The organism is Pseudomonas sp. Pse79 (genome assembly GCF_024519615.1).
Lineage (GTDB): Bacteria > Pseudomonadota > Gammaproteobacteria > Pseudomonadales > Pseudomonadaceae > Aquipseudomonas > Aquipseudomonas veronii.
Window position 1 is genome coordinate 1 of record NZ_JALJRR010000011.1, and the last position, 15,448, is coordinate 15,448.

At 60.3% G+C, this 15,448-nt stretch carries 14 protein-coding genes; 4 read left to right on the forward strand and 10 right to left on the reverse strand.

Annotation, left to right across the window (positions count from 1 at the left end; all coding sequences use genetic code 11):
* Positions 1 to 64 precede the first annotated feature (64 nt).
* Positions 65 to 574, forward strand: coding sequence for an ATP-dependent Clp protease proteolytic subunit (locus tag NR164_RS15455; RefSeq protein ID WP_256822925.1), 510 nt, complete (start codon positions 65 to 67; stop codon positions 572 to 574).
* Positions 575 to 1,025: 451 nt separating this feature from the next.
* Here NR164_RS15455 and NR164_RS15460 read toward each other — a convergent pair whose 3' ends face one another.
* Together NR164_RS15460 and NR164_RS15465 are read right to left on the reverse strand one after the other, a co-directional pair.
* Complete coding sequence (locus NR164_RS15460; RefSeq protein ID WP_256822926.1) at positions 1,026 to 1,538, reverse strand: hypothetical protein; 513 nt, start codon at positions 1,536 to 1,538, stop codon at positions 1,026 to 1,028.
* Between the two features lie 274 nt (positions 1,539 to 1,812).
* Positions 1,813 to 2,706: a DMT family transporter gene (locus NR164_RS15465; RefSeq protein ID WP_256822927.1), complete on the reverse strand. Its 894-nt coding sequence runs from the start codon at positions 2,704 to 2,706 to the stop codon at positions 1,813 to 1,815.
* 383 nt (positions 2,707 to 3,089) lie between these two features.
* Between NR164_RS15465 and NR164_RS15470 the strand changes: the two genes are divergently transcribed.
* On the forward strand, positions 3,090 to 4,010 hold the full coding sequence (locus tag NR164_RS15470; RefSeq protein WP_017845651.1) for a LysR substrate-binding domain-containing protein: 921 nt from the start codon (positions 3,090 to 3,092) through the stop codon (positions 4,008 to 4,010).
* A gap of 8 nt (positions 4,011 to 4,018) precedes the next feature.
* On the opposite strand, the gene cptA is transcribed toward NR164_RS15470, so the two are convergent.
* From cptA to NR164_RS15510, 8 genes are read right to left on the reverse strand one after another with little or no spacing between them, the layout of a single operon-like run.
* The gene (gene cptA, locus NR164_RS15475; RefSeq protein WP_052735788.1) at positions 4,019 to 5,752 is read right to left on the reverse strand and encodes a phosphoethanolamine transferase CptA; all 1,734 of its coding nucleotides are present in this window, start codon (positions 5,750 to 5,752) and stop codon (positions 4,019 to 4,021) included.
* A gap of 4 nt (positions 5,753 to 5,756) precedes the next feature.
* Complete coding sequence (locus tag NR164_RS15480) at positions 5,757 to 6,500, reverse strand: hypothetical protein (RefSeq protein ID WP_017845649.1); 744 nt, start codon at positions 6,498 to 6,500, stop codon at positions 5,757 to 5,759.
* Positions 6,500 to 7,234 (reverse strand): hypothetical protein, encoded by a 735-nt coding sequence (locus NR164_RS15485; RefSeq protein WP_026139859.1) that lies wholly within the window; start codon positions 7,232 to 7,234, stop codon positions 6,500 to 6,502. The genes NR164_RS15480 and NR164_RS15485 overlap by 1 nt, the downstream gene beginning before the upstream one ends.
* A gap of 1 nt (position 7,235) precedes the next feature.
* Complete coding sequence (locus NR164_RS15490) at positions 7,236 to 8,975, reverse strand: ABC transporter ATP-binding protein (RefSeq protein ID WP_017845647.1); 1,740 nt, start codon at positions 8,973 to 8,975, stop codon at positions 7,236 to 7,238.
* Positions 8,972 to 10,171 carry an aminotransferase class I/II-fold pyridoxal phosphate-dependent enzyme gene (locus tag NR164_RS15495; protein ID WP_079443731.1) on the reverse strand — a complete coding sequence of 400 codons (1,200 nt, stop codon included), beginning with the start codon at positions 10,169 to 10,171 and terminating at the stop codon, positions 8,972 to 8,974. The genes NR164_RS15490 and NR164_RS15495 overlap by 4 nt, the downstream gene beginning before the upstream one ends.
* Positions 10,158 to 10,421 (reverse strand): acyl carrier protein, encoded by a 264-nt coding sequence (locus NR164_RS15500; RefSeq protein WP_017845645.1) that lies wholly within the window; start codon positions 10,419 to 10,421, stop codon positions 10,158 to 10,160. Before NR164_RS15500 ends, NR164_RS15495 begins: the two co-directional genes overlap by 14 nt.
* Before the next feature lie 32 nt (positions 10,422 to 10,453).
* Positions 10,454 to 11,362 carry an NAD(P)-dependent oxidoreductase gene (locus NR164_RS15505; protein ID WP_017845644.1) on the reverse strand — a complete coding sequence of 303 codons (909 nt, stop codon included), beginning with the start codon at positions 11,360 to 11,362 and terminating at the stop codon, positions 10,454 to 10,456.
* Complete coding sequence (locus NR164_RS15510) at positions 11,362 to 13,152, reverse strand: fatty acyl-AMP ligase (RefSeq protein ID WP_306218188.1); 1,791 nt, start codon at positions 13,150 to 13,152, stop codon at positions 11,362 to 11,364. The genes NR164_RS15505 and NR164_RS15510 overlap by 1 nt, the downstream gene beginning before the upstream one ends.
* 312 nt (positions 13,153 to 13,464) lie before the next feature.
* Between NR164_RS15510 and NR164_RS15515 the strand changes: the two genes are divergently transcribed.
* Positions 13,465 to 14,589 carry an N-acetyltransferase gene (locus NR164_RS15515; protein WP_079443729.1) on the forward strand — a complete coding sequence of 375 codons (1,125 nt, stop codon included), beginning with the start codon at positions 13,465 to 13,467 and terminating at the stop codon, positions 14,587 to 14,589.
* Entirely contained in the window at positions 14,573 to 15,403 is an 831-nt protein-coding gene (locus NR164_RS15520; RefSeq protein WP_046383321.1) for a nucleotidyltransferase family protein, read from the forward strand. Before NR164_RS15515 ends, NR164_RS15520 begins: the two co-directional genes overlap by 17 nt.
* Positions 15,404 to 15,448: the final 45 nt, after the last annotated feature.

Sequence of the window (15,448 nt, forward strand, 5' to 3'; positions counted from 1 at the left end):
TTGAACTATCGCTCGCCGAGGGAGTTCAGGCGCTTGGCGGCAGCATCAATTTAACGGGGAGTTGGTGTCCGGTTTGGTAGGGGCAAGTCCAGCCAAGGACGTTGTGCAACAACTGCACATTCTTGCATCCATTAACGATGATCCTATTTACGTCTTCATCAATTCGCCGGGTGGACATGTTGAGTCGGGCGACATGATCTTCGATGCCATTCGTTTTATTGCCCCGCCGGTGGTCATGATTGGCTCCGGCAGCGTCGCGAGTGCGGGCGCTCTGATTTACGCCGCTGCCAAGAAAGAAAATCGCTACTCGCTTCCGAACACACGATTCCTGCTGCATCAACCGTCGGGAGGCTTTCAAGGGCCAGCGAGTAATGTCGAGATTTATATGAATGAAATTGTCAGGATGAAAAAACGCTTGGACAAAATCTTCGCCCAAGCCACCGGACAAACGACAGAAAAAATCAGCGCTGACACCGAGCGTGACTTCTGGCTCAATGCTGAGGAAGCATTGGAATACGGATTGGTCAACAGAGTCATTGTGTCGGAAAAAGAAATTACGCGACCGACCGCCTGACCGCCTGATTGTGCAAAGTGGATTAGCCCCCACGCCTTGGGCGGAACCTGTCTCGCACTGCGTACCAGGGGGTTAGTTTTTTTATCCCGTGTCAAGCTCGGCGTTTTGAGCCTCATGCAAGCTTTCACATCACGCCGCCTGACCACAACCTATTCTCAGTCTCTCATCAATTTTTATTGGGCAATCGCTGTTGCAAGCCCATTAATAGAATTGGAATGGAGAAAAATGAGAGGTGCTTAAGCTCGCGTTCAAAAATGCATCGGTGTGACCGCGGTAGTTATGCAGTTATTCGGCGACGCAGAGTGGGTCGAGTGCTGTGCTGATGCCGGAGAAATTACCACACCTAAAGCCCCAATTTACCTACGCTGCCAGCATCCTTAGCAGCTTGTCACAATCATCAAAACTGAATGATGAATGTCGTCCCCACCCTTGGCGGCAGATCTTCGAAGAGCTATTTACTGGCTGCTGCTAGCTTTGGGTCTTTCAAAGTTTCTTCGCCCAACGCCAGCATCACGCTAAGTAAAGTGAGACTGAAAACCATAACAAGCGTACGAATTACATTCTCAGCGCTCAACGAGTCCGGTTCGACCCAGTGCCAAACCGTCAAAAATCCCAGTATCGCTCCTAGACCCGTTCTGCCTGCGGTCAAAAAACTTCCACCAATGTCACCTAAAAAAAGATGCACAGCGTCGAGCCAACGCTGATACCGAACGGACATGAACCTCCACTTGTATTTAACAATTGCAGCCACCGCGAATGCTAAACACAGCCATGCGTAGTAGCCCATCAAAAAAGGTGCCGCGAGTAAAAGGTCCAGCATTGCCTTGAACTGTGCTGACGACTCTGAATTTAACAGAACTGGCACTCCTCCCAACGCGAAGGCGAGTGCCAGCTCCCGGGATGCCCTCACAACAACGTGCAACTTTGGACGTGTTTTTTTAACCTTGAATATATAAACCCTCATCGTGCGCAGTCGTTGGATCTGCGCTGGCTTTGCTCAGAGCGGCAACGATTAATGAAGACAACGAAAGCAGGCAACGGAGCTTACCGGGTTCATAACTGATATGTCCTGCCGAAATAGTCAAGCCGGCAGCTCGTTCAACCAGCAAGGTATGCCACCCCTCAAGGTCATATGACAGCAGCTGCCACACCAGCCACAGGTAGCTGAGTTGGAACACTACCCAGTGTCAATCCTGGCTATCCACGGCCGTCAAACATGGCGATAGTCACGCCCGGCCCTAGTTCGCTTCCTGACGCGCGGCACGGCCCAGCGACCAACCAAAATTCATGCCCGCCGCCGCCAGCAGGATCGCGCTCGCGCCAAGCACTTGCAGGGCGCTGAGCGGATGGGCGAAGGCAACCCAGTCGACCAGGATGGCGACGATCGGATAGATGAACGACAGTGCGCCGACCAGCGCCGTGGGGATTTTCTGGATGGCGCTGTACAGCAGGGTCGACATGAGCCCGGTATGGACCACGCCGATAATGATCAGGTATGTCCAGGCGCCCTCGACCGTATCGACCCTGCTGAAATCCACGAACGGGGCCAGGACCAGCACGCCTACCACCATCTGGATCAGTACGATCAGGTGCGCGGGCAGGTCCTTGAGGCGCTTGGTGATCGCCGCCGCCACGGCATAGAAGAAGGCCGAAGCCAGGGCCAGGCAGACGCCGAGCAAGTAGTCGGCACCGGTGGCCTGCCCACTGCCCTTGGCGGACACGATCAGCATCAGCCCGGCGAAGGCCAACAGCAGCCAGCCAACCTTGGCGGCGCTGAGGCGTTCAGCGAAAAACAGCACACCCAGACCGACCAGCATGAACGGCTGAACGTGGTAGACCACCGTGGCAATGGCGATAGAGGAATGTTTGTAGGCACTGAACAGCAGCACCCAGTTGAGGATCAGCGCCACCCCGCCCAGGCATACCAGAATGAACTGCCGAGCGTTGATCCGGGAGCGGCGCAGCACCCCGAGGATCAGGCACGCAACGAGCATCGCCATCGCGCCGAACAAGCAACGCCAGAACACCACGGCCTCCGGGCTCTGCCCCGACATAATGACGAACCAGCCCACCGTGCCGGAGATGACCATGGCCGAGATCATTTCGAGCGTCCCACGGGATTGCGACTTCATCACTCACTGCTTCCTTGCTGTCGACATTGCCGTAACCTAAGCCGCCGTTCGCGGAGGTTGGTTCGGCAAATCGAATTTTATAACGAACTAACGATCTCGCACGCCGTTGGTACACATCCGCGTTGCCCGCAAAAAAGTTGACGTAGTAAGTCTTTTTCAGAGCTTCCGTAACAGCGATCGCTCACCATTGTTGCGAAAACGGTAACTAGGCATTCCAGAAAGCGCGATGGTGCCACTGAAAAGCACATGCTAAGTTTCGCGCCGCGTAACAATTTGAAATATTTTCTATGGCCTGAGTGCGTCTAGCTCGACCATCAGACACTCTTAGCTCAACTTTCCCGGCACTGCCATGCGCCAACTTGCACGGCAGTTGAAAGGCGCCCATGAATCGAAATGAACTGCGAAAATCCGACATCAACCTGATGGTCATTTTCGAAGCGCTCATGCAGGAACAAAACGTCACCCGCGTCGCCGAAAAAATGTATTTGGGCCAGCCAACCGTCAGCACAGCACTGGGACGGCTGCGAACGCTGTTCAATGACCCCCTGTTTGTTCGAGTAGGCCACCGCATGGAGCCCACTCGCCGCGCCGAAGAAATCATCCGGCATCTGTCGCCAGCGCTTGATGCCATGGCCACGGCGCTCAGCCTCGCGCACCAGTTCGATCCGCTGGAAAGCTGCCTGACCTTCAAGATCGGCCTTTCCGACGACGTCGAATTCGCCCTGCTGCCGCCCTTTCTGGCGGCGCTGCGCGATGAAGCCCCCAACGTGGTCGTGATCATCCAGCATGCCGACTATTGGCGCATTCCCGACCTATTGGCGTCCGGCGACATCACCGTCGGCATCACCGAGACCCGTGAACTGCCGGCAAATGCCAAGCGCAAACTGCTCAGACGCGTCGAACCACGCATCCTGCGCGCCGATAACGCTGACGCACCTTTGACCCTGGACGAGTTCTGTACCCGCCCCCATGTTCAAGTCTCTTACACGGCCAATATCCACGGTATCGTCGATGAATGCCTGGCTAAAATCGGCCGCGACCGCAAGGTGGTACTGTCGATTCCGCAGTTCAGCTCGCTGCCGGCGGCCCTCAACGCGACCAATCTGCTGGCGAGCTGCCCCGACTACGCGGCGAAGGCGTTGCTGGGGTGGGGCAATTTGCGCGACGAACCCTGCCCGTTCGAGGTGCCGGCACAGGAGTTGTCCATGGTCTGGCTGAGCCTGACTGACAACGACCCGGCCGAGCGCTGGTTGCGCACCCGGCTAGAGCAGCACATGGGCAACCTGGCCGCCACTGCTGCTTAGCCGGCAACTCAAGGTGCGCTGCCCAGCGTGTTGAAGTCACGCAATTTGGCCGGCTGGCGCGGATCACCAATCAGTAGCTGACCTCGCTGATAGGCCGGGTTGACGATGCTTTTCCATGGCTCGAACGTGTCGAAGCGCAGCCCTGCCAGATCCGCCCACGTGTGGATGAAGTGCGACGTGGTCCACTCGCGATGTAATGCATCGCGCAGATCGAGTGGGTTGTCTTCTTTCCAGCTCGGCGAGCGCCATACCAGGAAAGGCACGGTGTACATTGGCCGTGTCGGCGCCTCTTCATTGCGCCCCAGCATGTGCGGGGCCACCGGGTCGTACACCGACTCACCATGATCTGACAGATACACCAGGAAGCCATGCGGGTTGGAGCGCTTGAAGCGATCAATCAACGAGCTGACCACGTAATCGTTGTAGAACACGGCATTGTCATAGTCGTTGTATTTGCGCAGCGTCTTGTCCGTGATATAGCGCGGTACCTCGGCGCTGTCCTGGAACCGCGCGTAGCCGCTGGGAAACCGGTAGCGGTAGTTCATGTGGGTGCCCAGCAGATGCACGACGATCAGCTTTCGCGGCGCCTTGTCCTTGAGAACCTGGCTAAACGGCTCCAGCACGTCTTCGTCGTATTGGCTGGTGGAATTCTGATTCCGGTTGTTGTTCAGGTAGACCTGCTCGTCCGCCTGCTTGGAAAAGGTGGTGAGCATGGTATTGCGCTGGGTCATGGTCTGCTGATTGGTGATCCAGAACGTTTTGTAACCAACCTGCTTCATCATGCTGATCAACGAAGGTGTCGTCAGGTACAGGTCCGGGTGCTCCTGGTCGGCAAAAGTCAACACCTGCTGCAGCACTTCGATGGTATACGGCCGCGGCGCCACTACCTGATCAAACACGTCGAGTTCGGGCCGCAAGGCATCCAGCTGTGGCGTGGTCTGGCGAGTGTAGCCGTACAGACTCATGCGCTGGCGATCAGTCGACTCGCCGATAACCAACACCATTGTCGCTGGCTGCCCGGCATGGGCATCCACTTGATGCTGCAAGGGTGCAATGGCTTTCCAGCCCTCGAACATATTCGCCATATCGGCCAATTGCTGACGGTACTGCGTGTAGCCAATGACCATCTGCCAAGGCGATGCCGACTGCAGATTCTGCTGAAACTTACCGATGCGCATGTCCAGGTCGCCACGCTTGCGGTACTCATGGAGGGCTGAGTAGCCCACCGATGCAAAGGCAATCAGCAGGCACAACACCACCTTGGCACGCCCCGAGAACGCGACGGGGCGAACCCTGGACCATAACCCCAGCGCGATGACGGTATAGGCCACCAGCACGGCCAATTTAGACCAGGAGAAATACTGGGAAATATACTCACTGGACTCACTCATGTTGGACTCGAACATGATAAAGATCGCGCTTTGCGAAAACTCCTGGCCATAGATCAGGAAGTAAGCCAGCGCAGTCAGCGAGCACATCCACAACACCAGCCCTATCAACCCGACGATGGGCCGCGTCCAGCGCGGAAACAGCAATGGCGGGATCAGCCACAGCAGGCTTGCCGCGCTGGCTTGCCAGAAGCCGTCAAGGCCGGCGACATCGGCATGGTAGATCAACCATTGCAGGGGGCCGGAAAAATACCAGAAAAACAGGTACATGACGGCCAGCGAGCAGGCACTGGAACGGCGCAGGAGCGGCGTGCCAGAGGCATTCGCAAAGGGCTGGGCGCCGAGATGGGGCATAGGTTTATTCAACGCGTGTAACCTGCGGTTCAAGAGATGAGGAAAAGCCCGGGGTCTCACTGACCAGTGTTTCGATGAGCTGACGGCAAATGGCATGCACCTGGGCCTGCGGCAAGCCCGCATCGACCTCGACCACCCGCGCCCCGGGGAACGTCAAGGCCGCGGTGGCGGCCACCTTGCGCTCGATCAGGGCTAGGTCATGGTCGGGCTTGCGCGCCCAGGCCGTGTGGGCGTCCACATTGAGCCGGATGACCAGCGTGGGCGGTATCTGGGCCATCTCGATGTAGAGGTCGCGCTCACGCCGGGCCAGCAACGCAGTTAACCAACCAGTGGCATGGGCGGCCGACAAGCCAGGGCCATCGTTGAGCCCGGCGATCTGCGCCTGCGGGTAGCGGTCACAGATCACCAGCCGCCCGCTCTCGCGCACGTGCAGCATGTGCAGGAAACGACGCCAGCGCAGCCTGCCGAACAGGTAGATGACCGCAGCCGTGACAGGCCCGGGAATACGCTCGCCGGGCGTTCGAGCCCGACTGGCCTTGGCGGACAGATGCCGCTCCAGCATCGCGCCTATCCACGGCAACTGCCGAATCTTCAACCCCAGCGCCCCGGAGCCCAGCCCCAGGTAGGCATATTGGCTATTGGCAATGACCGAGCACAGGTAGTGCGCCGTGGTGGTCTTCCCGGCACCGTCCGGGCCGATGATGGCGACCAACGGCGCCAGGCGCCGGAAGGCGCTACGGCTGGCCATTACACGGCGCGCTGGCGGGCCAGGCATGCGTTGATGGCATGCTTGGCCTGGTCGATGACGGTATCCAGGGGCTGGGTACTGTCCAGATCAATGATCGGACTGCCCTGGTATTCCAGCTGCGGCACCAACGCGATTTTGGTGGCCAACGACGCGTAGCGGTGGTCCGGTTTGCGCTTGTAGGCCGTTTCCAGATCGACATTGAGCCGAATCACCACGTCAGGGCGATAGCTCACCATGTAGCAGTACAGCAAGCGCTCGCAACGTGCCAGGCAGCGCACCAGCGCATTGCGATGCGGTACGCCACTGAGGCCCGGGCCATCGATCTTCATTTTGGCCACGGCAATTTGCGGAAAGCGATCGGCGATCACCGCAACACCCTGGCGTCGCAGCGACATCATCTTCTGATAGCGCCGCCAACGCCGTACAGACAGCAGAAAAATCGCGGCCGCCGCCAGGGTACTCGGCGCCTCGATCGAGGTTCGCGACGCTTCGCCTGGCGACACTGTTTTCGGCGAGTTTTTGGCAATCAGACGCTTGAGTACGCCCCCCACCATCGGCAAGCCCACCAGTTTCTCGCCCAAGGCCTTGGATTGGATGCCCAGATGGCAGCTTTCAACCTGTCCGGACTCGCGCATCCACGCCAGGATAGCGTCGGAAACAGTGGTCTTGCCCGCACCATCGCAGCCTACAAAGGCGATCACCGGTGCTAGTTCGTTCTCATGGTTCATCGACATCTCAGCGGCCTCCCGTGCCATGGCTCAGAGCGGGACGCGGCAGCGGCGCATGCCCACCTGTCACGACCTTGAATTTACCCTCGACCAACTCGACAACCTTGTCCGCCACCTCGATCAGGCGCGGACGGTGCGACACGGCGATAATGGTGATGTTCGGCGTCAACGCCTTGAGCGTGGCGCAGATGTCGGCTTCGGATTCGGCGTCCAGCGCACTGGTGGCCTCGTCCAGGATCAGCAGGCGGGGCCGGTGCGCGAGCGCGCGGGCGATAATGATCCGCTGGCGCTGACCACCGGACAGTTGGCCGCCCCGCTCCCCAACCCGCGTGTGCAGGCCGTAATCCAGGCCCTGCACGAATTCCCAGGCGCCGGCCTGACGCAACGCATGCTCGGCATCGGCTTCGGTCAATGACGGTTCACCGAGGGTGACGTTGGCCAGCACACTGTCGTGTAGCAGCAGGGTTTCCTGGGTCACGTAGCCAATCATCCGGCGCCAACTGCGCCGTTGCAGATCGCCCAACGCCCGGCCATCCACGCGGATGCTGCCGTCTTGAGCCACCAGCAAAGCGCACAGCAGGTCAAGAACCGTGGTTTTGCCGGTGCCCGACGGGCCAACCAGCGTTGTCATGGTTCCCACCTCGAAACTCACGCTGGCCTCGTCGAGGACGCGTCGACCGCCGTAGGTAAACGAAACCTGATCGAACACAATGTTCCGGGCCAACGTTGGCTGGAGGCTGCCGCCGGCGGGTTCGCGCTGGGCCTCGGCTTCTTCCACCGCCTCGCGCAGGGCCCAGAACGCGCTCTCCTGCCCGACCATGCGGTGATAGCGCTGCTGCGCCTTGTGCATCAGCCCAAGCACGCGCACGACCATGAATATCAGCACCATCACCGAGGACATCGGCAGCTTCCAGATCACCAGGCCGGCGTACAGACCGCCTGCGGCCAGCAGCGCCAGCAGCGGCTCCTGCAGGGCGCGCAGGGTCTCGCGGCTGGTGACTTCCTTTTCCATGGCAATGTTGAGCTCGGTCGCCTGGCTGCGCAGCAGCGAATCGGCGATGTCCTCGCGGGCCATCGCCTTCAGCGGTTTGACCGAACCCAGGGTGTCGCTCAGGTTGATCAGCAGTTCGCGCATCAGCCCGGTCTGGCTTTTGCCGGCTTTGCGCGAGGTTTTCACCAGGCCTCGCAAGGCCAGTAAAATGGTCAGGCCCAGGGCAATACACACCAGGGCGGCCTGCCAGGACACCACGAAGGCAATGATGGCGTAGGCAATGGCCTGAATCGTCAGGGCCACCATGTTGGCGGCGTGCTCGTAGGCCGTCGAGGCACGGAACGCCTCGGTGGCCACGGCGTTGGCCAGGGCCCCGCCCGGCTGACGCAGGTAATGCTCCCATCGGCTGCCCAGCGTGGCATTGATCAGGTCGACACGCAGGTCCGTGGCTACGTGTGCCACGGTGTAGCCCACCTGACGGTTGGCCAGCAGAATCAGCAGGCTGGTCAAGGACATGCCGACCACGATGATAATCAACAGTACGGTGATGGAGGGCTCCAGCCCTACACTGTGCAGCACGCTGGCAACATGGCCGGCCACCATGCTTGAGTGGCCGCTGTCACCCAGCATGACCGACACCAGGGGCAGCATGGTGGTCAGGCTCGCGCCCTCCACCACACCGGCGACCACCAGGCTGAGCAGCATCAAGATTGTGCGAAGGGGGTAGGATTTGCCGAATGCCAGGATGATTCTCATGCCACCGACTCCAGGATATCGCTGTCACGCAGGGCGGCGAAGGCCTCCACCATGACGTCGATTTCCTGTTCCGAATGGGCCGCGCTGACACTGCACCGCACCAGCGTGATGCCCGCAGGCGCGGCCGGCGGCAGCACCAGGTTCACGTACACCCCGTGCTCGATCAACGCTCGCCAGAAGCGCACGCCCTGCTCCTTGGTGCCGATCATCACCGGCACCACCGGACTGGCATGCGGGCCCACCTGGTAACCCAATGCTGCCAGGCCGTCATACAGGCGATGGGCGTTTTGCCACAGCTTTTCGCGCAACTCAGGGGCTTGTGCAATGGTCTGCAGCGCCGAACGCACGGAGGCAATGGCCGATGGCGACGGCGAGGCGGTGAAAATATAAGGACGACTGGCATAGCGCAGCACTTCCATGCCGCGGTCATTACCCACCGCGAAGCCGCCAATGGCCGCGAGGCTCTTGCTGAACGTCCCGAGGATGATATCGACGTCCTGCTCCACATCCAGCGCCTGGGCCAGGCCACGGCCAGTCGCGCCCATCACGCCGAAGGAGTGCGCCTCGTCCAGCAGCAGGTAACCACCCAGGCGGCGCTTGATCTCGACGATTGCCTGCAGCGGAGCCACGTCACCGAGCATGCTGTAGATGCCTTCGACGATGATCAGCGCATGCTTGGCCTGTTCGCCGAGGCGCACCATGCGTCGCTCAAGGTCCGCGGCGTCGTTGTGACGAAAGCGGATGATCTGCGCCCCTCCCAGGGCGCATGCATCGTAGATACTGGCGTGGCAATCGGCATCGAGCAGCACCACGGCCTTGGGCGTCGCCAGGGCGCTGATGATGCCCAGGTTGGCGACATAACCGGTGGAGAAGACAATGGCGGATGGCCGCTCGAAGAACGCCGCCAACTCCTGCTCCAGTGCCACGTGCCCGCCGTAACTGCCGTTGGCCATGCGCGAACCGGTCGTGCCAGTGCCCTGCTCGACCAGGGCAGCCTGGGCGGCGGCAATGGCCTGAGGGTCAAACGTCAGGCCCAGGTAGTTGTTGGTACCGGCCAAAATGACGCGACGATTGCCGATGCGTCCCTGGGTGGCGCAATGGACCTCATCGATGCAGGTGCCAAAAGGGTTGAGGCCGTCGTCCTGGAACGCTTCGCGCTCCTGTGCCAGGCGGGAAAAACTGTCATACAACCCCATGATGCTCCTCCAGGTAGATCATCAGTGCGTCGGTGAGATCGGCGGGTGTGCTGACATCGATCAGGATATTGATTGGGATAGACAGGTCGAACTGGTCTTCCAGCATCATCAGCAAGTCCATGATCTTGATGGACTCAAGGCCCAGGTCTTCGATCAGGTTGCTGTGCAGGCCTACTGGCCGTTGCTTGTCGGCGGTCAAGCCGCTCAGGCATTCCAGGATGTAGTCGGTGACGACTTCGCGCTTCAACATAAAAAGAGTCTGATATCTGTATGAAAGTGGGATCAAAACAACCGTTCACGCAACGCGTGTTCAAGCTCGATGGCCGGGTACCAGCCCAGGTCCTTCGAGATAAGGCGGTTGCTGGATGACCAGTCGGGATGGATAAGCTCGTTGACCTTGCTCGGCGTCAGCATGGGCTCGCCACCTGCCAGGCGATGCCAGGCCAGGTTCAGGCGTGACAGCTGCAAGAGTAAGGCTGTGGGAACACCGATCAGACGCACCGGCCCGCCGCGTATCAGCGCCCCCATGGCGGCCAGTTGCTTCCAACCGTAGCCATCCTTGGCACCGTCATTGATTTCGTAGCGCACGGCATGAATGGCCTCCACGTCTAGCCAGCGCAGGGTGGCCTGGACCAGGTCTTCCACATGCAGAAAAGACAGCCGTGCATCGGCATGGCCAAGCCGGGGCAGCCAGCCACGCAGCAGTGCCGACAGTACCGGCTGCAATTCGCTGTCGCCTGGCCCATAGACGGCCGTAGGCCGGAAAATGCTGATGGGCATGTCGGCGGCCGCCTGGAGGGCAGCGACTTCGGCATCGAACTTGGACTCGGCGTACCACGACAGGTGCGGGTACCTGGCAGCCAGCGAAGAAAACAACAGGAAACGCTCGCAACCGGCAGCCTTGGCTGCCTGCACCAGGCGCCGGGTGCCCTCGACGTTACAGCGCTGAAACACTACGCGGCTGCGACCACGCACCTGGCCAGCACAATGGATGACTGCACTGGCGCCGCTGACCAGCCTGGCCAGCGATGCCTCATCTTCCAGCGACCCGCGCACCCACGTCACGGCGTCCAGGCTCGCCACCGATCGGCGGGTCAACGCACGCACGGCGATACCGCGCGCCAACAGGGCCTGCAGAATGCGCCGGCCGATAAAGCCGGTGGCCCCCGTGATTGCCACGGTCAAGCTCATCAGGCGATGGCCGCGGCAGGCAACGCAAGAGCGTCGAGCATGCTCAGGTAGCGACGTTTGGCCTCAGCACGTGCCGGTTTGCCGGATGAGGTACGCGGAATGCTTTGCGGCGGTACCAACTGAATGTCGACGCTGACGCCGAACTCACTCTGGATGCGCCCCGACAGCGAGCGGACCATTTGCTCGCGCGATGCGGGCGAGGCCACCCGGCACTGGATCTGCATCACCACCACTGACTCATCACCGCGCGACGTCACGAAGGCGATCGCATCGCCCGGCCGCACGCCAGGCTCGCCCTCGGCCACGTGTTCGATATCCTGAGGCCAGATGTTGCGCCCGCGAATGATAATGAGGTCTTTCTTGCGGCCGGTGACATGTAGATTGCCCTCGAACAAATAACCCAGGTCGCCGGTGCCCAGCCATTGGGAGGCCTGCAGTTGCGAGTCAGGGTCGCGGAAATAGCCACTCATCAGGCTGGGGCCGGCAATGAAGATCTGCCCCACCTCGCGCTCGCCGAGCACCTCACCCTGGGCGTTGCGAATTTCCAGCCGGTGCCCGGGCAGGACCGCCCCGCAGTTCACGAACGTGCTGACGGCACGTGTGCGTGACGTGGGCGGTACGGCCTTGCCGCTGTGCTCCAGTACATCGCGATCGATCACATCGGCCCGCAGGCCTTTGGGGGTGTCGGCAAAGCTGACCGCCAGGGTGCTTTCCGCCAGACCGAAGCACGGCATGAACGCCTCTGTCACGAAACCTGTTGCCGCAAAACGTTCGGCAAATTGCGTCAGTGCCTCGAACGGGACCGGCTCTGCGCCCACACCAGCAACCCGCCAACTTCTCAGGTCAAGCTCGGCCAGGTCCTTGTCACTGCAACGCCGCAGGCACAGGTTGTAACCGAACGGTGGCGCCACGGACACCGTGCCACGATTGCGGCTGATCAGCTTCAACCATTGCAAGGGGCGCATGGCGAAGTCCTGCGTGCGCAGGTAGTCGACCGACAGTTGAGTGGCGACGGGTGTGAGGACGAACCCCACCAGGCCCATGTCGTGATAGAAAGGCAGCCATGAAACGCAGCGGTCGCCTTCGCGCAGCTTGATGCCGTCACGACTGATAACCTGCAAGTTGGCCATGACCGCGCGCTGGGTAATCACCACGCCTCGAGGAAAGCGGGTGCTGCCCGAGGTGTACTGAAGGTACGCCACATCGTCCGCGCCAGGTGCCTGCAATTCGACCTCGGCCTCTGGCAGCGCGTCGATGTCGACACCACTGAGCAAGGGCATCGGCGGCATATCGGCAGCGGCCTCTCGCACCAGCGGCAGCCATTCCTCGCCACCGCACACCGCAGCCGGGCTGCAACTGTTCAGCAACCCACGCAGCTTGTCCACGTAGGATGAATGCTGGCCAACCCCCATGGGAATGGGCAACGGCACGGGGATCAGCCCCGCGTATTGGCAGGCGAAGAACACTTCGACGAACGTGGCGTTGGTGTCGGCGATCAGTGCCACCCGGTCGCCCCGCACCAGCCCCAGACCGAGCAGGCGACGTGCGCCCATCAGAGCGCGCCGTTTCAGCATGCGGTACTCGAACGAACTGACCAACTGACTGCGTCGGTCATAGAAGTTCATGCCGGCATGACCGGTGGCGGCATAATCCAATGCCTCTACCAGACTTTCAAAGTTTGCGTGACGCATGGGTATGGAATGATTTGAGCTTGTTTCTGACATATACAGCACAGCCATTAGATGAGAACCTTCGGCCTGATCGCATGACGGCAAATCCACCCGCAACATTTCATTTGGCCGATGCATTTATCAGGTGACAATAAGATAGGAAACAGCGCATCTGCGCCGCAGCCAGCAAGCGATTGTTGCCTGCGCAGTGTTCAAATTCTGATTGAATCAAATTCGGCGCGAAGATTAACAGGAGTTGTTTTCTGAACGACTATTCATTTATCAGATACCCGTCATCTGAAACAGCGATGAAGATTTTATATACAAACTTAGTTAATAGCGGTTTCATTTACGCCGCATTTGCGGTGATCAACCGCGCGTTACGTTAGTTAAGTTAACACCCCCTCGAAGTTAGTTGGATTTAGGTCAGCCATGATTTCCATAGAACAGGTCAGCGACAAGGCTGGTTTAAAAGCCTTCATCTCCCTGCCCTCCCACTTGTACGCAGACGATCCCCACTGGGTCCAACCCCTGCATGTGGAACGTATCGAGCATCTGTCGGCGAAGAACCCGGCATCGGACCACATTCACTGGCAGGCCTGGATTGCGCGACGCGGCGGTGAAGTGGTGGGCCGCATTACCGCTCAGGTGGATTCACTGCATCGTGATCTGCACGGCATGGACACCGGCCATTTCGGCATGCTCGACGCCATCGATGACGAGGCAGTGTTCAGCCTGCTGACTCATACGGCGGAGACCTGGCTGCGCAAACAGGGCGCCCACCGAATCACCGGCCCGTTTGGCTTGAACATCAATCAGGAAAGCGGCCTGCTGGTCGACGGGTTCGATACACCGCCGTCGGCGCTGATGGAGCATGGCAAGCCCTACTACGCCGCACGCCTGGAGCAGCAAGGCTACGCCAAGGGCATGGACCTGCTGGCTTACTGGATGCGACGCACCGACCTGTCCTTCACCCCGGCGCTGACATCACTGATGGACTGCATGCGCGGTAGAGTCACCGTCCGGCAGCTTGACCGCAAGCATTTCGCACGGGAAATGCAGGTACTACGCGCCGTGTTCAACGATGCCTGGCAGAAAAACTGGGGGTTTGTACCGTTCACCGAACGTGAGTTCGACGAGATGGGCGCGCAACTGAAATTCCTGGTGCCCGAAGACATGATCTATATCGCCGAGGTCGACGGTGAGCCCTGTGCCTTCATCGTTGCCCTGCCCAACATCAACGAAGCCATCGCCGACCTGGATGGGCGCCTGCTGCCATTGGGCTGGGCCAAATTATTGTGGCGTCTGAAAGTCAGTGGCGTACGCACCGCGCGGGTACCGCTGATGGGCGTGCGACAGCAGTACCAGTTCAGCCGAATGGGGCCGATCATCGCACTGTTGCTGATCGAAGCCTTGAAGGCGCCGTTCGAAAAACGTGACATCGAAGCACTGGAAATGTCCTGGATCCTGGAAACCAACACCGGTATGCGGACGATTCTGGATCGCATCGGTGCCGCCCCCTACAAACGGTATCGCCTGTATGAAAAAGCAATTTGAACCACCGCGTTTCGACGCGCTGGTGCTGGGTGCGGATCGCCATGGCCATGACCCGGTGGCTGCGCTGGGCTCGGCCGGTTGCAAGGCGCTGACGCCAATCGCAGGGGTGCCGATGCTGCACCGTGTGCTGGGCGCTTTGCACGACAGCGCCCAGGTTGGCCGGGTAACGTTGATCGGGCCTTCGCTGGCGCTGCTGGAGAAGGACCTCCATGTACGGTCGATGATCCTCAGCGAGCAGTTGAGCTTTCTGCAACCCCAGGCAACCCCGGCTGCAAGCGTCGCCCATGGCCTGGCCAGGCGACAACACTGGCCATTGTTGGTGACGACCGCCGACCATGCCTTGCTGCGCGGCGACATGGTCGACTACTTCCTCACCCAGGCAGCCGCCCTGGATTGTGACGTGGCGGTTGCCGTGACGCCCCTGGAGACAGTGCTGCAACGATTCCCCGGCACGGCCAGAACGGCCATCCGGCTCAAGGGTGGCCCGTATTGCGGCAGCAACCTGTTCGCCTTCCTCACCCCACAGGGTGCCAAGGTGGCGCAGTACTGGCGTGGCATGGAAGAAGCGCGCAAGCGTCCCCGACAAGTTGTGGCCCGTGCGCTGGGCCCGCTGGCTACCGTGCGCTACCTGCTGGGCGAACTGTCCCTCAAGCATGCGCTGAACCAGCTTTCCCGGGTGCTCGGCGCACGCGTGGGCGCTGTGGTCATGCCCTTCCCGGAAGCGGCGGTGGATGTGGATTCAGCCAACGACTTCGCGCTGGTGGAACGCACCCTGCGCGAGATGGCCAAGGACCACGGGCGCCCTGCGGCCTGACCGACTCACCCGCTTCATTCCCCTTTTTACTGTGCACGGCTGATG